This window comes from bacterium (assembly GCA_035295165.1).
Lineage (GTDB): Bacteria > Sysuimicrobiota > Sysuimicrobiia > Sysuimicrobiales > Segetimicrobiaceae > JAJPIA01.
The window spans coordinates 1-19901 of sequence record DATGJN010000075.1; the positions used below are offsets into that span (position 1 = coordinate 1).

General features: G+C 70.9%; 21 protein-coding genes. 2 read left to right on the plus strand and 19 right to left on the minus strand.

Going from position 1 to position 19901, the window contains the following annotated elements; genetic code table 11:
- Window positions 1-13 precede the first annotated feature (13 nt).
- From VKZ50_11930 to rimP, 3 genes are all read right to left on the minus strand, one after another.
- Window positions 14-430, minus strand: coding sequence for a YlxR family protein (locus tag VKZ50_11930; GenBank protein HLJ60430.1), 417 nt, complete (start codon window positions 428-430; stop codon window positions 14-16).
- Window positions 431-432: 2 nt separating this feature from the next.
- A complete protein-coding gene (nusA, locus tag VKZ50_11935; protein HLJ60431.1) occupies window positions 433-1650 on the minus strand; it encodes a transcription termination factor NusA in 1218 nt (405 codons plus the stop codon).
- 94 nt (window positions 1651-1744) lie between these two features.
- A complete protein-coding gene (gene rimP / locus VKZ50_11940; GenBank protein HLJ60432.1) occupies window positions 1745-2239 on the minus strand; it encodes a ribosome maturation factor RimP in 495 nt (164 codons plus the stop codon).
- A 296-nt stretch (window positions 2240-2535) separates the two neighbouring features.
- Here rimP and VKZ50_11945 point away from each other — a divergent pair, with 296 nt between their 5' ends.
- The gene (locus VKZ50_11945; GenBank protein ID HLJ60433.1) at window positions 2536-3225 is read left to right on the plus strand and encodes a head GIN domain-containing protein; all 690 of its coding nucleotides are present in this window, start codon (window positions 2536-2538) and stop codon (window positions 3223-3225) included.
- Between the two features lie 36 nt (window positions 3226-3261).
- Here VKZ50_11945 and asnS read toward each other — a convergent pair whose 3' ends face one another.
- Together asnS and VKZ50_11955 are read right to left on the minus strand one after the other, a co-directional pair.
- Window positions 3262-4554, minus strand: a complete 1293-nt coding sequence (asnS, locus tag VKZ50_11950; protein ID HLJ60434.1) for an asparagine--tRNA ligase — start codon at window positions 4552-4554, stop codon at window positions 3262-3264.
- A 17-nt stretch (window positions 4555-4571) separates the two neighbouring features.
- Window positions 4572-5105, minus strand: a complete 534-nt coding sequence (locus VKZ50_11955; GenBank protein HLJ60435.1) for a hypothetical protein — start codon at window positions 5103-5105, stop codon at window positions 4572-4574.
- Window positions 5106-5201: 96 nt separating this feature from the next.
- On the opposite strand from VKZ50_11955, the gene VKZ50_11960 reads away from it, so the two are divergent.
- Window positions 5202-5939, plus strand: a complete 738-nt coding sequence (locus VKZ50_11960) for an HAD family hydrolase (GenBank protein ID HLJ60436.1) — start codon at window positions 5202-5204, stop codon at window positions 5937-5939.
- Window positions 5940-6006: 67 nt separating this feature from the next.
- Here the strand turns inward: VKZ50_11960 and VKZ50_11965 are convergent, their stop codons facing one another.
- The 14 genes from VKZ50_11965 to dtd form a co-directional block, all read right to left on the minus strand.
- On the minus strand, window positions 6007-7017 hold the full coding sequence (locus tag VKZ50_11965) for a hypothetical protein (protein ID HLJ60437.1): 1011 nt from the start codon (window positions 7015-7017) through the stop codon (window positions 6007-6009).
- On the minus strand, window positions 6980-7897 hold the full coding sequence (locus tag VKZ50_11970; GenBank protein HLJ60438.1) for a ParA family protein: 918 nt from the start codon (window positions 7895-7897) through the stop codon (window positions 6980-6982). Before VKZ50_11970 ends, VKZ50_11965 begins: the two co-directional genes overlap by 38 nt.
- A gap of 118 nt (window positions 7898-8015) precedes the next feature.
- Window positions 8016-9287 (minus strand): CCA tRNA nucleotidyltransferase, encoded by a 1272-nt coding sequence (locus VKZ50_11975; GenBank protein HLJ60439.1) that lies wholly within the window; start codon window positions 9285-9287, stop codon window positions 8016-8018.
- 68 nt (window positions 9288-9355) lie between these two features.
- The gene (locus tag VKZ50_11980; GenBank protein HLJ60440.1) at window positions 9356-10147 is read right to left on the minus strand and encodes a SigB/SigF/SigG family RNA polymerase sigma factor; all 792 of its coding nucleotides are present in this window, start codon (window positions 10145-10147) and stop codon (window positions 9356-9358) included.
- 3 nt (window positions 10148-10150) lie between these two features.
- The gene (locus VKZ50_11985) at window positions 10151-10579 is read right to left on the minus strand and encodes an ATP-binding protein (GenBank protein ID HLJ60441.1); all 429 of its coding nucleotides are present in this window, start codon (window positions 10577-10579) and stop codon (window positions 10151-10153) included.
- Window position 10580: 1 nt separating this feature from the next.
- The gene (locus VKZ50_11990; protein ID HLJ60442.1) at window positions 10581-10970 is read right to left on the minus strand and encodes a YtxH domain-containing protein; all 390 of its coding nucleotides are present in this window, start codon (window positions 10968-10970) and stop codon (window positions 10581-10583) included.
- Window positions 10967-11386 carry a DUF948 domain-containing protein gene (locus VKZ50_11995; protein ID HLJ60443.1) on the minus strand — a complete coding sequence of 140 codons (420 nt, stop codon included), beginning with the start codon at window positions 11384-11386 and terminating at the stop codon, window positions 10967-10969. Before VKZ50_11995 ends, VKZ50_11990 begins: the two co-directional genes overlap by 4 nt.
- On the minus strand, window positions 11383-12480 hold the full coding sequence (gene mnmA / locus VKZ50_12000) for a tRNA 2-thiouridine(34) synthase MnmA (protein HLJ60444.1): 1098 nt from the start codon (window positions 12478-12480) through the stop codon (window positions 11383-11385). Before mnmA ends, VKZ50_11995 begins: the two co-directional genes overlap by 4 nt.
- Window positions 12481-12529: 49 nt before the next feature.
- A complete protein-coding gene (locus VKZ50_12005; GenBank protein HLJ60445.1) occupies window positions 12530-13864 on the minus strand; it encodes a replication-associated recombination protein A in 1335 nt (444 codons plus the stop codon).
- 88 nt (window positions 13865-13952) lie between these two features.
- A complete protein-coding gene (locus VKZ50_12010) occupies window positions 13953-15176 on the minus strand; it encodes a Glu/Leu/Phe/Val dehydrogenase (protein HLJ60446.1) in 1224 nt (407 codons plus the stop codon).
- A 203-nt stretch (window positions 15177-15379) separates the two neighbouring features.
- Entirely contained in the window at window positions 15380-17185 is a 1806-nt protein-coding gene (gene aspS / locus VKZ50_12015) for an aspartate--tRNA ligase (protein HLJ60447.1), read from the minus strand.
- Entirely contained in the window at window positions 17182-18519 is a 1338-nt protein-coding gene (gene hisS, locus VKZ50_12020) for a histidine--tRNA ligase (protein HLJ60448.1), read from the minus strand. The genes aspS and hisS overlap by 4 nt, the downstream gene beginning before the upstream one ends.
- 4 nt (window positions 18520-18523) lie before the next feature.
- Window positions 18524-19183 (minus strand): hypothetical protein, encoded by a 660-nt coding sequence (locus tag VKZ50_12025; GenBank protein HLJ60449.1) that lies wholly within the window; start codon window positions 19181-19183, stop codon window positions 18524-18526.
- Window positions 19180-19653, minus strand: coding sequence for a D-aminoacyl-tRNA deacylase (gene dtd, locus VKZ50_12030; GenBank protein HLJ60450.1), 474 nt, complete (start codon window positions 19651-19653; stop codon window positions 19180-19182). Before dtd ends, VKZ50_12025 begins: the two co-directional genes overlap by 4 nt.
- Window positions 19654-19901 lie beyond the last annotated feature (248 nt).

Below are 19901 nucleotides of genomic sequence, written 5' to 3' on the forward strand. Positions count from 1 at the left end.
AGCTCATGGACCTTCACGACGATCCCTCCGTTTCACGCCTGTTCAGACCTATCGGAGCCTGCGCCGCCGCGTCCCGGATACCCCGCGGTGCCGCGTTTCCGCGCCCGGCCTCCTGCACTTGCCTCAGGGAAACCCGACGCACGACCGGGGCACGAGGCGTCGCGTCCCGGGCCGCCGCCTCTCGCAGGGCATCGAGCAACCCGTCCGGCAGGGGCTGCTCCAACACTCCCGCGAGGCGGCCGTCGCGCACCGCCCGGTCCACGCAGTCGGGCTCCGGACACACATAGGCGCCTCGCCCGGCCAGCCTCCCTGTGACGTCCACGCGCACGTCCCCGGCGGGCGTGCGGACGACGCGTACCAGGTCACGCTTGCCCCGAGTCCGCCCGCACGCCACGCACTGCCGTTGAGGAACCTTGCGCACCCTGGGCATCGCTACTCCGCCGCGGTCTTCTCCTCGACGCGCCCGGCGACCTCGTCCACGACGGCCGCCACGGCGGGCTCCCCTCCGCCGACGCTCGCCTCCTCCGGAAGGGGTGCGGGCTCGCCCTCCGCGGGCAACTGCACCGTCTCCTCCGCGGGAAGGTCGGCGAAGATCTTGCGGGCCTCCAACTCCTTGATCTGCGACTCGCTCTTGATATCGATCCGCCACCCGGTCAGCTTCGCCGCCAGGCGAGCGTTCTGCCCCTCCTTGCCGATCGCCAGCGAGAGCTGATTGTCGGGCACGATCACGAGCGCGGTCTTCGTCTCCTCCGTCACCTGGACCCGAATCACCTTCGCCGGGCTGAGGGCGCTGGCGACGAACGTGACGGAGTCGGCCGCCCAGGGGACGATATCGATCTTCTCGCCACGCAGTTCATCCACGATCGACTGCACGCGGGAACCCTTCGGGCCGACGCAGGATCCCACCGCGTCCACGTTCCGATCCCGCGACACCACGGCCACTTTGCTGCGAGCGCCGGCCTCGCGGGCGATCGCCTTGATCTCCACGATTCCCTCGTAGATCTCCGGAACCTCGAGCTCGAACAGTCGCTTCAGCAAGCCGGGGTGCGTGCGGCTGACCACGATCTGTGGCCCCCGCGTCCCCTGTTTGACCTCGACGACATACGCCTTCACCCGATCGTTCTGACGGTACCCCTCGCGCGGCACCTGCTCGGTCGGCGGCAGCACCGCTTCGATCCGCCCCAGGTCCATGTAGACGTTCCGCCGCTCGACCCGCTGCACCGTTCCGGTGACGATATCGCCCTCGCGGTCGCGGAACTCCTTGTACACCATGTCACGCTCGGCCTCGCGGATCCGCTGCACGATCACCTGCTTCGCGGTCTGCGCGGCGATCCGCCCGAAGTCCTTCGGCGTCACCTCGACCTCGACGATGTCGCCGACCCGGCTCTCCGGGTCCCACGTCTGCGCCTCGGCCAGCGGGACCTCGGTGTTCGGGTCCGTCACGGTCTCAACGATCGTCCGGACGCTGTAGACGTGCTGTTCGCCGGTCGTCCGATCCACCTCGACGCGGATGTTCTGCGCGGCGGCGCCGAAGTTCTTCTTGTAGGCGGACAACAGGGCCGCCTCGATGGCCTCGACGAGCACATCGGTCCCGAGCCCCTTCTCCTCTTCAAGCTGCTTGATCGCTTTGATCAGCTCCGTGTTGTTCATTCCGGCGTCACCCCCAACATCCCCCGGCGGCCGCCAAACCCGCGGTCGCCCCACCCTCCACCCGGATCGTCGTGAAGCGGCGCACCCGGCGCGTCTACGACCGCCTCAGGTCCTGCCGCAACTCTTCCATGTGGACGACGAGCCGTGCCTGCGCGATCTCGGTCGGTGCGAAGCGGACCTCGCGCCCGTCGTCGAGCCGCACGGCCACGCGGCCGTCCACTAACCCGAGCAGCCGTCCCCGAAACCGCCGCTGGCCGTCCACCGGTGCGTACGTCGTGACCGCCACGTTGCGTCCCGAGAACCGCACGAAGTCCTCTGGTTTCCGCAACGGCCGGTCGAGCCCCGGCGACGACACCTCCAGCGTGTACGCTCCCAACGGGAGATCGTACAGGTCCAGTTCCCGGCTCAGCGCCTCGCTCAGGCGGGCGCAGTCCTCAACGCCGACCCCGCCGTCCCGATCCACCAACACCTGCAGCACCTGATGACGCCCCGCGCCGTGCAACTCGACGTCCACGATCTCGAGCCCCATCCGAGCCCCGATCGGCGCAGCCAGCGCCACCACCTGTCCGGCGACTTCCTGGCGTCTCATCGACTCCCCTTCACACACACGCGCCCCAGCCTTCGGCGCCTCCTGAAGAAGCGAAAGAGTGGGTTTCAAACGACCCACTCCCCCGAACGCGCCAAGATTGGGGCACCGTCTTGCGCTAGCGCCGCTAGTGATTCGACTGTGAGTATAGCATAGCGCTTGCTCGACTGACAAGGACCGCCCCGGCGGGAGGCGCAGGGTGAGATCGCACCCTGGCGGCGGCAGGCGCCGCCGGGGCCCCGGCGAACCCCCCCTCACGCGGTCGCGACGATGGCCGGCCGCGGGGGAGCGTGCGGGCGATGGGGCGGAAGCTGTCCGGGCGGCCGCGGCGCGCGGGACGGACTGCGGTGACCGCGGTCTGCGGACTGCTTGCCGTCGGGTGCGCAACGCCGGGCGCCGTGATCGAGGGCACCGGGGGCGTCGTCGAGCAGGCCCGCGCAATGCCGTACTTCACCGCCGTCCGCGTCGCCGGCGCCTACGATGTCCACGTGGTTGCCGGCGCGACTCCCGACGTCACAATTCACGCCGACGCGAGCCTACTGCCCTACATCGAGACCTCGATCAAAGGGGACACCCTGTCCATCGGCACCACGCGCGGCGCGGTGCTTCGTCCCACCCGCACTCCGCGCCTCGATGTCTTCACGCGGGACGTGACCGCGATCGCCGTCACCGGCACCGCGGACCTCCTCGCCGAGCACCTCACCGGCGACGGCCTGGAGGTACAGATCACCGGCGACGGGCGCGGCACGCTCGCCGGCGCGGTCCGCGCGCTCCGTATCCGGGTGAGCGGCACGGCCGCCGTGGACGCCCGGAACCTCTCGGCCGACGCTGCGGTCGTGGCGATCAGCGGGGTCGGGGACGTCACCGTGACCGCCCGGGACCGCCTCACCGTCGACGTGTCGGGCACCGGCCGGGTGCGCTACGCGGGCCATCCCGCGGATATCACCCAACACGTGAGCGGAAACGGTCAGGTCGTACCGGTCCAGTAGCCGGGCGCGCACGCTCCGGCCCGCCGCGGCCCGGTCCTACGGATACAACCGGTTGATCAGCCTCGGAAAGGGTATCGTCTCCCGCACGTGCTCGAGCCCGCAGATCCAGGTCACCGTCCGTTCGATTCCGATCCCGAATCCACTGTGGGGGACCGCGCCGTAGCGCCGGACGTCCAAGTACCATTGGTACTCCTCGCGCGGCAGCTTCATCTCGTCGAGACGCCGTGCAAGCAGCGCGTGGTCGTGAATGCGCTCGCCTCCGCCGACGATCTCGCCGTACCCCTCGGGGGCCAGGAGATCGGCGCCCAGCACGACCTCGGGGCGTTGCGGGTCGGGCTGCATGTAGAACGCCTTGCACCGCGCCGGATACCGATGCACGAACACCGGCCGGTCGAACTGTCGGCTCAGCACCGTCTCCTCGTCGCCCCCGAAGTCCTCGCCCCACGTGATCGCGGCGCCCTGCGCGCGCAACCGCTCCACCGCCTCGTCGTACGTGATGCGCGGAAACGGCGGCCGCACGGCCTCCAGCGCGGCGGGATCGCGCTGCACGAGCTCCAACTCGCGGCGCCGCCGCTCCAGCACCCGCCGCACCACGGCCGTGACCAAGCCTTCCGCCAGGTCCATATAGCCGTCGAGGTCGAGGTACGCGGCCTCGGGTTCCAACATCCAGAACTCCGTGAGGTGACGGCGCGTCTTTGACTTTTCGGCGCGAAACGTCGGGCCGAAGCAGTAGACGCGCCCAAACGCGGCGGCCGTGGCCTCATTGTACAGCTGGCCGCTCTGCGTGAGGTACGCGCGCCGCTCGAAGTACGGCGTCTCGAACAGCGTCGTCGTGCCCTCACACGCGGACGGCGTGAGGATCGGGGTATCCATCCGGAGATAACCGAGCTCGTCGAGATGGTCGCACATTGCCCGCTCGACCTCGGCGCGGATACGCATGATCGCCCACTGCCGCTGGCTGCGGAGCCAGAGGTGCCGGTGATCCATGAGGAACTCCACGCCGTGCTCCTTCGGCGTGATCGGGTACGGCTCCGCGACGTGCACCACCTGTAGCCGACGAAGCGCCATCTCGTACCCGCCGGGCGCCCGCTTGTCCTCGCGCACGAGCCCTTCCACGATGACGGCAGACTCCTGCGTCAGGGCACCCACGGCCTCGAACACGTCCGCCGGAAGCTCGGCCCGCACCGCCACGGCCTGGAGAATCCCGCTGCCGTCGCGCACGAGCAGGAACCGCAGCGCGCCGCTGCTGCGCAGGTTGTAGACCCATCCGCGAATCTCGACGTCCTCGCCCACGTACTCGCCGATGCGCCCGATCGTGGTCCCGACCATGCGACCGCTCCCGTCCATCATGAATGATTGCCCGCCGCGTCCACCGCGTGCTCGATCGTCGCCAGCTCCGCGCTGTCCGTCAACGGCGGCGACGCGTCCACCTGTCCCTCGCGGACGATCAGGACGCGGTGCCGCCACAGCCCCGTGAAGGGGATGACGACGCCGGACACACCGCCGAGCCGCTGCCCTGCCACATCCAGCGCCTGGGTCCGCCAGATCGTCACGTCGACCAGGTGCTCGTTCATGCGGAGGTTCGCCAGCAGGCGCGGCCCCCCGGGTTCCGGGGCGATCGCCGGGACGGCTCCGAGCACCTGCCATACCGCATCGAGGACCGGCGCCGCGGCATCGGGCGAGAGGCGGACCGTCTTCCCGCGCACGACGGTGACGAACGCGTTCGACGTGGTGAAGCCGCCGGATGTCTGCACCGGCTCGGTGGCGTGGCGCGGGGTCGGGGCGGGACCGCGCGTGAGCCTCAATGGACCCACGCACCCCGTCGCCACGACGGTCGCCGCGAGCGCCCATATGATCCCGCCACGCACAATCGCCGACACGATGCGAACGCGTGTGACTCCCGGGCGGTGCCTCGGGGAAATCTGCGGACACGCATCCGGCGTCCGCCGAACCGTCATGGGTAACGGGTACGCCGGGTGCGCGTGCTTCTCCTCCGCCCTCGCGCGCAATTGCGGTTGCGGCGGCGGGGCGGTGCGTCGTACAATGCGCACATGGTGCCGCCGACGCGAGTCGCCCTGATCTTCGACATGGACAACACGCTGATCGGCTCCCGGATCGATTTCGCGGGCATCCGGCGCAGCCTCATTGCGTTGTTGCGGGCCGCGGGCGCCACCGACGACTCCGACGAGGCGCTACTGCGGCGCGCGATCCCCGAGCTCGTCGCGTGCGGCAGCGCGCACGATGGCGTACACGGCACCGTGGTCGCCCCCGAGATGTGGCGGATCATCGAGGCACATGAACTCGACGGACTGCGGGACGCCGCCGCGCTCGACGACGCTCCCGCAGTCCTCCGCACTCTCGCGTCCCGAGGGTACCGAATCGCAATTCTGACCAACAACGCGCGCGCCGCCGCGACCGAAGCAATCCGCGCGGCCGACCTCGCGCACTGCGCGGAGACGGTCGTCGCTCGCGGCGACGTAGCGACGCTCAAGCCCGCCGGAGACGGCGTGCGTGAGGTGATCCGGCGGCTCGGCGGAGTCGACCGCGCCTACGTGATCGGGGATTCGTGGGTCGACGGTGCCGCGGCCGCAGCGACCGGGGCGCGGTTCATCGCCTACAGGCGGCCGCTCGAAGACCTGCGCCACCGCGGGGTCTTGCCGTGGCAGACGATCCACCATCTCAGCGAGATGCTCGAGCTCAACCTGACCGACTGACGTCCGCGGGCCCGAGACCTGACCTCCGACCGCATCGCCCGCGGCGCGCCGGGCGTGGTGCCGCCGGTCACCAGAGGTGCTTGTATTTCGCCGCGAACCGCCGCTCAAGGGCCTCCTGGTGGAGGTGGTACACCGGACAGTCTCGCATCGCGCACACGTGCAACGCGGTGTTGCAGTACGCGTCGGATACACGCCAGCATTCGTTGTTCACGAAATAGGCCGAACACACGCCCTTGCGCGACTGCACCTGACGCGGCTCGACGCCGTTGAGCAGCATGTGATCGCCGGCCGGCCGGTGCTCGCGCGGGGCACGCCGACGCGACGCGGCCGCCTTCTTGGCGGACGTCCGCGGCCGGGTCTTTCGTGCCCGCGCCTTCGCCCGGGCCGCTCCCTCACCCCCCCGCCGCTCGCGCCCCGGGGCTGACGGCGCCCCGGCGACCCGATGAGCCTTGGACGCCGGAGCGCTCTGCCGCACCGCCGCGTCCGCCTGAGCGGCCTCCTCGCGTGGTGCCGCCGCCTCACGCTCCGCCGCGGTCCGCGGCTCCGGTGGACTCTCAAGACGCCTCGGACCCCACCGCGGCTCGACGAGACTCTCATCGCGCCCGTCGGGTTCACGATGCTCCTTGGCGTGCTCCGGGGCGTCATGGCCGTCGTGTGGCGCATCCGTCGCGGGTACCCGTCCCGCAGGCGGCGCGTACCCATCCCTCCAGCCCGTGCCGCCGTCGGTTGCGTGCGGGGCGGGCGACGCCGGTCCGACGCGGGCGGGACCGACTTCCCGCACCTCGACGGCGAGCACCTCGGCGTCCAATATCACCCGTTCGTCGACGTCACTCCCGGCGTCCGACGCGGCTGCGTCCTCGGCGTCCCGCTCTCCCGTGTCCGCCACGACGGCGCTCTGCACGTCGCCCCACTCCGCGCGGGGATGGGGCGCGTCCTGGGGCGCCGCGGGGGCGCTATCTGTGTCCTGCGCCGGCGCCTCCACGGTCGCGTCGCGCCCCTCGAGATCGGCCAGCTCGCGGGACGTCTCCTGGATGAGCGACCTAATCCCCCGCCGGAGCGCCTCGCGGTGCTTGCTCAAGCGCCATCACCTCCTTGGCGAGACTCATGTACTCCTGGGCCCCGCGCGAGGTGCGATTGTGCACAAAGACCGGCACGCCGACCATGCTCGACTCAACGAGCTTGATGTTGTGGTGCACGACACTCCGGAACATCTTGTCCCCGAAGTAGTCCTTGATCCCCTGCAGGATCTCCTTGCTGATGCTGGTTCGGGCATCGTACATTGTCGGGACGACCCCGGCGATTTCAATCTCGTGCCCAACCTCTTCCCGCACCACCTTGATCGTGCGGAGCAGCTGGCGCATCCCGAGCAGCGCGTAGTAGTGGGTCTGGATCGGAATGATCACCTCGCGACAGGCGACGAGGGCGTTGAGCGTCAGGAGGCCGAGGGACGGCGGCGTATCGATCAGCACGTAGTCGTACCGGTCGCGGACCGGCGCGATCTTCTTGCGCAGCATGTTCTCGCGGCCGATGCGCGCGGACAGCTCGAGTTCCGCCGCCGCCAGATCGATCGACGAGGGAACGAGATCCAGGTGCTCGACGTTGGACGGCAGGATGACGCTGGCCATCTCCACGCCGTTGCCGTCGTCGCCGGCATCGTCCACGAGAACCTGGTAGATCGTGCGGGACAGGCTCCCCGGGTCCACACCGAGGCTCACGGTCGCGTTCGCCTGGGGATCGAGGTCGATCAACAGCACGCGGCGCTTGTTGACGGCGAGGCACGCGGCCAAGTTCACCGAGGTGGTCGTCTTGCCGCACCCGCCCTTTTGGTTGACGAGCGCGATCACGCGCCCCGTGGTGCCCGATGGTCCCTGCAGGACGCCGCCTCCCACATCCGAACCGCGTCGGGACCTGGCGTCGAACACCGACACGACACCCGTCGCGGTCCGCGTGTTACGCACACGGGTTCGACCATACGCGCGCGATCTCCTCCGGCACGCGTGGCGCGGGGAACATCCGTCCGCGCGGAAAAGGCCACCGACGCTGCGGCCGCGCGGCCGGCCGCGCGCGCCGGCGGGGTCAGCGGCCGGCGAGCTCGCGGGCGAGCGCGAGCGCTTCGTCCCGCGTCCGGACGCGCCCTTCGAGTCGGGCATCGTCCAGCGACCGGAGGATCGTCCCCACCCGCGGGCCCGGGCGCACGCCGAGCGCCAGCAGATCGTCTCCCGTGACGAGCCGCGGGGGAAGCGGCGGCTCGGCCTCGATCTCGCCCTGACGCTGGCGCACCCAGTCGTACGTGGACAGATCCCCGTGACTCGCCACGCAGTCGGCGCGGTGCAGTTCCAGCAACTCCGGGAATTCCGGGGAGGCGAGCAGTCGCCTGAGCCGCGCCTCCCGCATCCGGGGCACATCCTTGAAGATCATATGCTGCTGCACGAGCGACGTCACGCGCTCCACGTCACGCCGGGGGAAGCGTAGACGTTCCATCACCCCGTGCGCGAGCGCCGCGCCGACCTCGTCGTGACGGTCGAACCGGATGCGGTCCGCCCGCACCAGCGTCGGCGGCTTCCCGACGTCGTGGAGCAACGCGGCCATCGCGAGCGCGGGCGTCGGCGCCGCGAGCGCACCCATCACCAACCGGGTGTGCTCGAAGACGTCGCCCTCAGGGTGGAACTCCTCGGGCTGCGGAACACCGGCCTCCGCGGCCACCTCCGGCAGCACGACCCCGAGCAGCCCGGTGGCGTGCAGCAACCCGAGCGCCCGCGCCGGGGCCGGGCCGGTCGCGAGACGCAGGAGTTCGTCCCGCACGCGCTCCGGACTGATCTGGCGGAGCCCGTCGCGCATCCGTCGGAGGGCCGTGAGCGTGTCCGGCGCGATCTCGAACCCGAGCTCGGCGGCCTGGCGGATTGCGCGAAGCATCCGCAGTCCGTCCTCCGCGAACCGAGCCTCCGGATCTCCAATCGTCCGCAGCACCCGGGCCTCGAGGTCCGCCTGCCCTCCCACGAAGTCCAGCAGACGCCCGCCCTGGGGGTCCCAGAACAGCCCGTTGACGGTGAAGTCGCGCCGGAGCGCGTCCTCGCGCGGGGTGGCGTAGCGGACCGACGACGGGTGCCGCCCGTCGCGGTAGGGACCCTCCGTGCGGAACGTCGCCACCTCGTAGGCCTCGGCGCCGACGATCACCTGGACGACGCCGAACGCGGCGCCGACAGGCACGGTCTTCGGAAACAGCGCAGCCACCTCGGCCGGCGTCGCCGCCGTCGCGATGTCGTAGTCCGCCGCCCGGCGGCGGAGCAGCATGTCCCGCACGCACCCGCCCGCGAGATAGCTCTCGAATCCGGCCGCGCGCAGGCGCACCACGACCTCCGACGCAGTGGTCAGCGAGGGCATCGTGAAGAAAGCGAGGTTGGCCTCGGTCGCCGCGGTCAGTCGCGCGCCGCCGGCGGCCGCCCCGCGATCATGCCGCGCAGGCGCGCGAGCGCATCGCGCAGCACCCGCGACACGTGCATCTGCGAGATCCCCAACCGACGGGCGATCTCGGCCTGAGAGAGGTCTTCGTAGAATCGAAGCCGCACCACCTCGCGCGCGCGTTCGGGCAGCCGGGCGAGCGCCGCGTCGAGCGTCGCGCGGTCCTCCAGGGACTCGAGCACCGGATCCTCGGTGCCGACCGTGTCCGCCAGCGCCGTCCCGTGATCGTCGTCGCCGTCCGGCATCTCCGCGTCGAGCGACGCCGGGCTGTACGCCCGTCCGACTTCCATCGCTTCGAGGACGTCCTCGAACGGGATGCCGGCGGCCTCCGCGATCTCGGGAATCGTGGGCGACCGACCCAGCTTTTGCGAAAGCTCCTCGACGGCCCGCATCAGCGCGTAGTTCAGCTCGCGCAGCCGCCTGGGCACGCGAACCGCCCACAGCTTGTCCCGAAAGTGCCGCTTGATCTCGCCGACGATCGTGGGCGTGGCGTACGTCGTGAACTCGATGCCGCGCATGGGGTCGTAGCGGTCGATCGCCTTCAACAGCCCGATCTGCGCGACCTGGATCACGTCCTCGAGCGGCTCGCCCCGGTCCGCGAACTTCCGGGCGAGATAGATCGCCAGGTTCTCGTGCGCGAGCACGAGTTCGTCTCGCGCCTCAGCCTCTCGCCCGGCGTGGTACCGCGCAAACAGCGCACGGATCTCGGCTTTCGTCGGAATCGGGCGCGCGGGACGGCGCGACGCCATCGATCAGCCTCCGCGCCGCTTGACGAGCCGCACCCCGGCCGTGCCCGCCGCGACATCCCGGCGCGCTTCGACCTCGTCCACGAGGCACTGCATCAGGAACACCCCCAGGCGCCCCTCGTCTAGGTCGGCGTCGCCGTCGGGCGCCCCGGGAGCCAACGAGATCCCCGGGCCGCGCCCGTCCACGCTGACCTCGAGCGCGTCCCCGCGCAGCGCAAACCGCACGACCAGGGAGGACCCCGGCGCAACACCGGCGGTGATCAGCGACGTACAGGCCTCGCTCACGGCGATCTTGAGGTCCTCGATCTCGTCGTACATCAGCCCCTGGCGTGCCGCCACTGCGGCGGTCGTGAGTCGCACGACGCTGACGAATTCGGCGCGGGCCGGGATCGTGACCTCGACCTGCTCGACGTCGGCCGACCGCGGCTGCTCCACCCTACGCCTCCCGGTCGTCGGCGGGCAGATCGTCGCTTCCCCGCCGCAAGATCGACTCGCGCCCCGACTCGAACGCGTCCCGCATGCGCCCGGACGTCTCGTCGAACACGCCGCGGCCGCGGTCCAGCACGTCGCCCGCGGTAGAACGGACGCGGGACGCGATCTCGTCGGCGTTGGCTCGGACTCGGCCCGTGACCTCATCGGCGGTCCGGCGGACCTGGTCCGCCACCCGCTCCGCGCGGTCCCGCGCGCGGTCGCGCATCTGCTCGCCCTCCCGGCGAAGACGCTCCCGCGTCTCTTCGCCGGCGGCGGGTGCGAACAGGATTCCCAGCGCCACCCCGATCAGGGCACCCAACATCAATCCCGTGAACAAATCGCGACGCTCGTTCATTCCCCGTCCCTCCTCCTGTCCCGTCTCGGCCGGACCCACTCCATCCCCTCGCGGACGACGGATACGAGCCCCGCGACGCTGGCGAGCGATGGCAACACCACATCACGCGCCGCGTGACCGATGCTATCCAGCACGCCGTCCACTCTCCGAACGGCCGAGGTCGACAGTTTCTCGAGCCGTTCCACCGACGCCGCAAGGCTGGCCACCGTGTCGGTCGTCCGATTGAGCTGCTGGATCAAGCCCTCAAGGTCGCGCACCAGACTCGGGAGCGCACCGTCCACGCTCGCGAGCACCGCCTCGGCGCGCATCGCGGTCCGGCGAATCTGCAACAGCGCTGGCACCAACGCGATCACCGCCGCGGCGAACGCCAACGCGATCACCGCCAGGCTCAAGTCCGCCACGCTCACCCCGGTCATCGGCGCCCCCCTCCACTATACTCTACCCTGTCGATCACGCCGCCTCCCAACACCACGTCGCCGTCGTAAAATGCGATCGCCTGCCCGGGAGCCGCGGCACGGGGCGGCTCGGGAAACCGCACGCGCACCCGCCCGTCCGGCGTCGGCAGGACCACCGCCGCGATGTCCGCGCCGGCGTGACGGATCCGGGCGGTGACCCGGCGCTCGCCCGCGAGCCGCGGGATCGCGATCCAGTTGACCTCGGTCGCCAACAGCTCATCGCAGTGCACGGATGCCTCGTCGCCGACGACCAGCGCATTTCGCGCCGCATCGATGGTGACGACGTATCGAGGGTCGGCGCCCGCCGCTCCCAGTCCGCGGCGCTGGCCGACGGTGTACCGCGCCAGTCCCCGATGCTCGCCGACCTGGTGCCCTTCCAGATCATAGATCGGCCCGGGCCGCGCCGCTGCTGGCTCCAGCCGCGCCACCACCTCGCTGTAGTCCCCGCGTGGCACGAAGCAGATCTCCTGACTGTCCGGCTTCTCCGCCACGTTGAGGCGGTGCCGACGCGCGATCTCCCGGATCTGCGGCTTCGTATACGCGCCGACCGGGAACCGCACGTGGGCGAGTTGCTCCTGCGTGAGGCCGGCGAGCACGTAGGACTGGTCCTTGCGCGCGTCGACCGCCCGCAATAGGCGATACCGTCCGTCCGGCCCGCGTGCCACGCGCGCGTAATGGCCCGTGGCGAGCGCGTCCATCTCGAACCCGAGGACCCGCTCGAGCAGCAGCCGGAACTTGATCGCCCGGTTGCAGGCGATGCAGGGGTTGGGCGTGCGGCCGCGCGCGTACTCGTCGGCAAAGTAGCCGATCACCTCGCGCTCGAACGCGTCGCGGAGGTTCAGGACGTAGTGCCGCACCCCCAGTGCGCGGGCGGCCGCCCGGGCGTCGTCGATCGCGCCCACGCCGCAACACCCGGCCCCGGTCTCGGTCTGGGGCACCCACGACGGCCACAGGTTCATCGTGAACCCGACGACGTCGTGCCCCTCCGCGACGAGCAGCGCCGCAGCGACCGCGCTGTCCACCCCGCCGCTCATCGCGACGGCCACACGTACCATGCCTGCCTCCCCGCGTCCCGCGACGTCGCCTCACGTCGCCGCGCGCTCCCTACGGCCGGCGATACCGTTTGCTGCCTGACCACCACGCGCGGAGCCGGCGGGACACCTCCGCCTCGTAGCCAAACCCCGTGGGGTCATAGTATACCCGATCCTTCACGTTGTCGGGAACATACTGCTGCGCCACGAACCCGTCCGGATCGTCGTGGGGGTACACATACCCCTCTCCGTGGCCAAGCGCGCGGACGCCGGGCACGCTCGTGTCGCGCAACGCCCGGGGTACCGGCCGGGCCTCCTCGCGCCGTACGTCCTCCGCCGCCCCGTCGATCGCGCGGACCGTTGCGTTGCTCTTCGGCGCCGCTGCGATGTAGATCGCCGCCTCGGCCATCGGGATGCGGGCCTCGGGCAGCCCGACGAGGTCCAGCGCCTGGGCCGCCGCGACGGCGATCAGCAGCGCCTGCGGGTCGGCGAGGCCCACGTCCTCCGCGGCATGCACCACCATGCGGCGCGCGATGTAGCGGGGATCCTCCCCCGCCTCCAACATCCGGGCGAGCCAGTACACCGCGGCGTCCGGGTCCGACCCGCGCATGCTTTTGATGAACGCCGAGATCATGTCGTAGTGCGCGTCGCCCGCGCGGTCGTACAACAGCGTGCGCTTGCCCGCCTCCTCGGCGGCGGCCGCGGTGATATGGCGCACGCCCGACGCGTCCGGGGTCGTGGCCGCGCATGCAAGTTCCAGGACGCCGAGCGCCGTCCGAGCGTCGCCGTTCGAGGCGCGGGCGATGTACGCGAGGGCGTCGTCGGACGCCGCCACGCGGTCCTCGCCGAGGCCGCGTGGGTCGATGAGCGCGCGGCGGAGGATCGTCTCGAGATCATCGAGGCCGAGCGGCTCGAGCGCGAACACCCGTGAACGCGACACAAGCGTGGGCGTGACGTCGTGGAACGGATTGCCCGTCGTGGCGCCGATCAGCACGACGGTCCCGTCCTCGACATGCGGGAGGAGCACGTCCTGCTGCGCCTTGTTCAGGCGGTGGATCTCGTCCACGAACAGGATCGTACGCACGCCGTGGAACCGCCGGCGATCCCGCGCTTCCTCGATCAGCCGCCGGATCTCGGCAACGCCGGTCGTCACGGCGTTCACCGGCTCGAAGTGCGCCCGGGTGACCTGCGCGATCACGTGCGCCAGCGACGTCTTCCCCGTCCCGGGCGGCCCGAAGAGGATCGCAGAGGTGAGTAGGTCGGCCTCGATCACCCGTCGGAGCAGACGGTCGGGACCGAGCAAGTGGACCTGCCCCACCACTTCATCGAGCGTGCGCGGACGCATGCGAGCGGCCAGCGGAGCCCCGCGGTCGCGCTCTCGCGCGTCGGGCGGCGTGAACAGATCCACGCCCCCATCATGCGCGCACCTCAAGACCGTGTCAAGGAATGGCGCTCGCGCCGGCGCGCCGCGCGGTGGCCCTCACGTCGGTCGCGGACTACGGATAGATCCCGCGCGCCATCAACGCCTCGGCCACGCGCTGCACGGAGAAGATCAGCGCCCCGGTGCGCAGCGACACGCCCTGCTCGCTCGCAACCCGCGTGACCTGCCCGAAGCTGTGCACCATCAGCCGCTCGAGGTTGGCGTTGATCTCCTCTTCGCTCCAGAAGTAGGACTGGAGGTCTTGCACCCACTCGAAATACGACACGATCACGCCGCCGGCGTTGGCCAAGATGTCGGGCACGATCGTGACGCCGCGGGTGCCCAGGATCTCGTCGGCCTCGGGCGTCGTCGGCCCGTTCGCCCCCTCGACGATCACCCGCGCCTGGATCCGCTCGGCGTTCGCCCCGGTGATCTGCCCCTCGATCGCGGCCGGCACGAGCATGTCACAGGGCAACTCGAGCAGCTCCGCGTTGGACACGGCCTCCGCCTCGGGGTACCCGGCGAGGGCGCCCGTCTCCTTCAGATAGGAGAGCGCCGCGTTCGGATCGAGGCCCTTCGGATTGTAGATCCCCCCGCGCACGTCGCTCATCCCGACGACGGTGCACCCCTGCGCGTGCAGCAGGCGCGCGGTGACCCCGCCGACGTTGCCGCTTCCCTGCACCACCGCGCGGCTCCCCGCAAACGGACGGCCGAGATACCGCGCTGCCTCCCGGGCGGCGATCATGACGCCCCGGCCGGTCGCTTCGAGGCGGCCGGCGGAACCGCCGATCACGACGGGCTTGCCGGTGACCACCGTCGGCACCGAATAGCCTCGGTGCATGCTGTACGTGTCCATGAACCACGCCATGACCTGGGCGTTGGTGCCTACGTCCGGCGCCGGGATGTCTTCGTGCGATCCGATCAACGGGCTGATCTCCGTTGCGTATCGGCGCGTCAGCCGCTCGAGCTCGGCCGCGGACAGCGCCGCCGGATCACAGGTGACGCCGCCTTTGGCGCCGCCGTATGGCAGATGGTTGAGCGCCGCCTTCCACGTCATCCACATCGCGAGCGCGCGGACCTCGCTGATCCGCACCTGAGGGCTATACCGAAGCCCGCCCTTCGTCGGGCCCAGGGTGCCGTTGTGGATGATGCGGTATCCGGTGAACATCTGCACCGACCCGTCGTCCATCTGCACCGGGAAGTGCACCGTGAACTCCCGATGGGGTTGGCACAGCACGTCCCGAATCCCCCGCTTCAGCGTCAGGCGATCGGCGGCGTAGGAAAACTGCCGCAGCGCCATCTCCCAGGGGTCGTCGTGCAGCGCCGCCACGTCTGCGGGGGTGCTCTTCACCACCGGCGACCCCACGAGACACGCATCCGCATCCGGTCTCCCGCTCCCTTCGTCACACCGCCGTCCATCATAGCATCGCGCCGCGCGGCGGTTCAATTCGGCGCACGCTCGCACCAGCGCTCGACCGGCGTGACCGAAGCGCCCGACCGCACCTACCGAGGATCGCGGTCGCGGATCTGGATGTGGACCTCCTCGAGTGCCTCGGGGTCGACCTCCGACGGCGCGCCCGTCATGAGATCCGTCGCACTCTGGGTTTTGGGAAACGCGATGACTTCCCGGATCGATTCGTCGCCCGTCAGCAGCATCACCATCCGGTCGAACCCCAGGGCGATGCCGCCGTGGGGCGGCGCCCCGTACTGGAAGGCGTCCAGCAGGAAGCCGAACCGCTCCCGGGCGATCTCGGGAGCGATGCCGAGCACCGAGAAGATGCGTTGCTGCAGCTCACGCCGGTGGATGCGGATGCTGCCGCCGCCCAGTTCCACGCCGTTGAGCACGAGATCGTACGCCTTGGCCCGCACCCCGAGCGGGTCGTGCTCGAGCCTCGGCAGGTCCGCGTCGATCGGCGCCGTGAACGGATGGTGCACCGCGGCGATCGAGCGGTCCGAGCCGCGCTCGAATAGCGGAAACTCCACCACCCACAGCAGGGCGAGACGGTTCGGGTCGAATCCCACGCGCTCGTGCAGCTCGGGGCGCAGCCGCACCAGGTCCAGCCGCAGTCGGCCGAGCGCCGTGCTCGCGCCGATGGGCTCGCCGGCCACCAGGAGCAGCAGATCGCCGGCCGACCCGCCGAGGCCCTTCCGCAGCGCCGCCACCGTGTCAGGCGGAAGATGCCTGGCGATCGCGCCGCGCACCCCGTCAGCGTCGAGGTGCACCGGCACGAGCCCGCGGGCGCCCGCGGCCTTCGCCAGCGCCTCGAGCTCCTGGATTTCGCGGCGGCTGCATCCGGAGGCGCCCGGCACGCAGATGCCGCGGATGGCGCCGCCCGACGCCAGCGCCTGCGCGAACACCTGGAACCCCGTCCCCTCGAACACGGACGAGCAGTCCACGATCTCCATACCGAAGCGCAGATCCGGCTTGTCGCTGCCGTAGCGGTCCATCGCCTCCGCGTACGTCAGGCGCGGCAGCGGGAGCACGACGTCGCGTCCGAGCGTCTCCCGGATCACCGACGCGATCATCCGCTCCCCCAGCGACAGCACGTCGTCCCGGTCCACGAACGACATCTCGATGTCCACCTGGGTGAACTCGGGCTGCCGGTCGGCCCGGAGGTCTTCGTCCCGGAAGCAGCGGACGATCTGGAAGTAGCGCTCGGCGCCCGCCACCATCAGGATCTGTTTGAACAGCTGCGGCGACTGGGGGAGGACGTAGAACTTGCCAGGTTGCAGCCGGCTCGGGACGAGAAAGTCGCGCGCGCCCTCCGGCGTCCCCTTGATCAGCATCGGCGTTTCGACCTCGAGGAACCCCTCGGCGGAGAGGAAATCCCGAATCGCCTTCGCGGCGCGGTGGCGCAAGCGGAGCCGCTCGAGCATCCGAGGGCGACGCAGGTCGAGGTAGCGATACCGCAACCGCACCGCCTCGTCGACGTCGCCGTCGTCCGCGATGGGAAACGGCGGGGTCTCCGACGGGTTGAGGACGCGGACCTCGCGCGCGCGCACCTCGATCTGCCCGGTGGCGAGCTTCGCGTTCTCTGTGCCCGCCGGTCGGCCGGCGACCACGCCGCGCACCGCGACCACGTACTCGCTCCGGAGTTGGGACGCGACAGCCGCGGCGTCGGCGCTCTCTTGCGGGTTGCAGACGACCTGCGTGATGCCCTCGCGGTCCCGGAGGTCGATGAAGATCAACCCGCCGAGATCCCGCCGGTTGTGCACCCACCCCATCAACGTGACCTCGCGGCCGACATCGGCCGGGCGCAGCCCGCCGTTGTCGTGCGTCCGCCGCCAGGTCCCCAGCTCGGTGCTCATCCTCGCTCCTTCCCCGCCGCGCGAGGCCCGACGCGCGCGGTCACCGCGCGCACGATCCGTTCCATCGCGGCCTCGTCCCCGTGCGCCACGGCCCCGGCCTCCGCGGGGTCGGCCGCGAGCGCCACCTCTTCTTTTGTGCCCATGTCGCGCAGCGGCAGCCGCGTTCCATCCAGGATCAGCACGAAACGGGCACCGACGCGGTTTGCGTGCCGCATCTGCGCGGTCAGGCTGCGTCCCATCGCGTCTGCGTCCGCGACAAGCCCAGCCCGCCGCAGCCGATCGGCGAGCGCGTGAGCCGCCACGCTCAGCGCGCGCGCGGGATCCTCCGACGCGCCCGTCGCGATGAACAGATCGGGCGCCGCGTCGACCGGCACGCCGACGCCCTCCTGCTCCAGCACCAGGAGCACGCGCTCCACGCCCATGCCGAACCCCACGCCCGGACTCGGCCGTCCGCCGAGTTGTTCGGCCAGCCCATCGTAGCGGCCGCCGCCGAACATCGCGTTCTGGGCGCCGATCTTGCCGGAAAACACCTCCGCGGCGGTGCGCGTGTAGTAGTCCAGCCCACGCACGATCCCGGGGTCCACGCGGTACGTGATACCCATCGCGCCGAGATGCGCCTGCACGCCGTCGAAGTGCGCGCGACACGCGTCGCAGAGGTAATCGAGCATCCTCGGCGCTCCCGCCGCGATCCGCCGGTCGTGCTCCTTTTTGCAGTCGAGCAGGCGGAGCGGCGCGATCTCGAAGCGCCGCCGACAGTCCTCGCACAGCTCCTCAAGATGTGGCCGGAAGTAGTGCCGCAGCGCCTCCAGATAGCGCGGACGGCAGACGGGATCGCCCACGCTGTTCAGGTGCAACGCGACGTCGGTGAGGCCGAGCGTCTCCAGACCCCGGACCGCGAGGCTCAGCACCTCGGCGTCCGCTGCGGGCTCCGCGCTGCCAATAATCTCCGCGCCGAACTGGGTGTGCTGGCGGTAGCGGCCGGCCTGCGGCCGATCGTACCGGAAGATCGGGCAGATGTAGTACACGCGCACCGGCAGGCCGCCGGCCCCCAGGTTGTGCTCGAGGAACGCGCGCATGACGGGAGCGGTCCCTTCCGCCCGCAGCGACAGACTGCGCCCACCGCGGTCGAGGAACGTGTACATCTCCTTTTCGACGATGTCGGTGCCCGCACCCACGCCACGCTGGAACACCTCGGTGTGCTCCACGACGGGCGTCCGGATCTCGCGATATCCGTAGCGCCGGGCGATGTCCCGCAGCACGCCCTCGACGTGCTGCCACCGGGCGGTCTCGCCGGGCAGAACGTCCTGCATTCCCCGCGGCGCCTTGACGTCCATCGCGCTAGGCGGCCTCCTCTCCAGACGCGGACCGGCGTGCGAACGGCCGGCACACGCCCCACGCCGCCCCGAGCGCCCCCCCGACCGCGACGGCGGCGAAAAAGCCCTCGGCCTCAGTCCGATCCAGCACGTAGCTGAGCGCCACGAGATGCCCGTGAGCGCGCCATTCCGCGAGCCCGACCGCCACCGCGGCGATCGGCACGGCAAATGCGCGGAGCCGCCACCAGCGGGTGCACCGCGCGACGACAAGCAACCAGCCCGCCAGCAGCGCGAACGCAAACGTCGCGATGAGCACGTTCGGCGCGGTCTTGGCCACGACCGCGATCGTGTGCGGCGGCAGGCGGCGCACACCGTAGAGCAGCGCGGCGCCGAACACGCCCAGCGCGACGAGCGTGCCGCACGCGCTCCAAAGCACCGCGCGCCACGCGCTACCCGGCCGCGGGCCGGCGAGCCACGCCACGAGCGCGCCCTGCGCAGCGCACGGGACGAACAACAGCATCGGGATCAGCCCCCACGTCACGGCGTCCCACGTCGCCCGAGGGAACAGGTCGAGCAGCAGCCGGAGCGCGCCGACCCTCGCCGCCGCGGCGAGAGCCCACACCCCCGCCCCCCCGACCGCGGCGCCCGCGCCGGCGAGTTCCCAGAACGCGACCGGCGGCGTCATGGACCGGTTGGCGCCTCGAGCAGGATCGTCACCGGACCGTCGTTGTGAATCTCCACGTTCATGTGCGCCCGAAACCGCCCGGTGACAACGGGCACGCCGGCCGCGGCGAGGCACGCATTGAACCGCAGGTACAGGGGCTCCGCCTGCTCGGGCGGTGCGGCGTCGACGAAACTCGGCCGGCGGCCGTGGCGCGTGTCGGCGTACAGTGTAAACTGCGGAATGCTGAGCACCTCTCCTCCCACATCGAGGATGGACCGGTTCATTCGCCCCGCGTCGTCGGCGAACACGCGCAGCCCGGCGACGCGACCGGCCAGCGTCTCCGCGTCCTGCGGCGTGTCGCCCACGCGCACGCCGAGCAGCACGACGAACCCGGACCCGACGCGCCCCACCGGTTCGCCGCTCGGTGTCCCCGTTCCGTCATCGACGACGTACACCGCCGCGCGGCAGACGCGCTGCACCAAGGCCCGCATCGCGTGCTCCGTCCCCCTACCCCGCCCCGAGCGCTCGCCGGCGCTCGGCGTGTCGGTGAAGCCTCGGGCATGCTGGTCGGCAAGACGGCGCTGCCCCACACACCGGCAGTCGCCGCGCTCGAAACTCCATTGAGCGTACCAGGATGCGGGACGGTGAGCAACGCGGCGCCGAGATCGTCTCGACGGCACGCGCGCGGCGGCGGTCCCGCACTCGGCCCGCGCACCGGGCGCGACACGCGGCCGGGGCA

Bases quoted from the DNA above. Each gene is read 5' to 3' on its own strand.
- VKZ50_11930 (HLJ60430.1), bottom strand. From the start codon at position 430: ATGCCCAGGGTGCGCAAGGTTCCTCAACGGCAGTGCGTGGCGTGCGGG.
- nusA (HLJ60431.1), bottom strand. From the start codon at position 1,650: ATGAACAACACGGAGCTGATCAAAGCGATCAAGCAGCTTGAAGAGGAG.
- rimP (HLJ60432.1), bottom strand. From the start codon at position 2,239: ATGAGACGCCAGGAAGTCGCCGGACAGGTGGTGGCGCTGGCTGCGCCG.
- VKZ50_11945 (HLJ60433.1), top strand. From the start codon at position 2,536: ATGGGGCGGAAGCTGTCCGGGCGGCCGCGGCGCGCGGGACGGACTGCG.
- asnS (HLJ60434.1), bottom strand. From the start codon at position 4,554: ATGGTCGGGACCACGATCGGGCGCATCGGCGAGTACGTGGGCGAGGAC.
- VKZ50_11980 (HLJ60440.1), bottom strand. From the start codon at position 10,147: ATGGCGTCGCGCCGTCCCGCGCGCCCGATTCCGACGAAAGCCGAGATC.
- VKZ50_11990 (HLJ60442.1), bottom strand. From the start codon at position 10,970: ATGAACGAGCGTCGCGATTTGTTCACGGGATTGATGTTGGGTGCCCTG.
- VKZ50_11995 (HLJ60443.1), bottom strand. From the start codon at position 11,386: ATGACCGGGGTGAGCGTGGCGGACTTGAGCCTGGCGGTGATCGCGTTG.
- mnmA (HLJ60444.1), bottom strand. From the start codon at position 12,480: ATGGTACGTGTGGCCGTCGCGATGAGCGGCGGGGTGGACAGCGCGGTC.
- VKZ50_12010 (HLJ60446.1), bottom strand. From the start codon at position 15,176: ATGGCGCTGCGGCAGTTTTCCTACGCCGCCGATCGCCTGACGCTGAAG.
- aspS (HLJ60447.1), bottom strand. From the start codon at position 17,185: ATGAGCACCGAGCTGGGGACCTGGCGGCGGACGCACGACAACGGCGGG.
- hisS (HLJ60448.1), bottom strand. From the start codon at position 18,519: ATGGACGTCAAGGCGCCGCGGGGAATGCAGGACGTTCTGCCCGGCGAG.
- VKZ50_12025 (HLJ60449.1), bottom strand. From the start codon at position 19,183: ATGACGCCGCCGGTCGCGTTCTGGGAACTCGCCGGCGCGGGCGCCGCG.
- dtd (HLJ60450.1), bottom strand. From the start codon at position 19,653: ATGCGGGCCTTGGTGCAGCGCGTCTGCCGCGCGGCGGTGTACGTCGTC.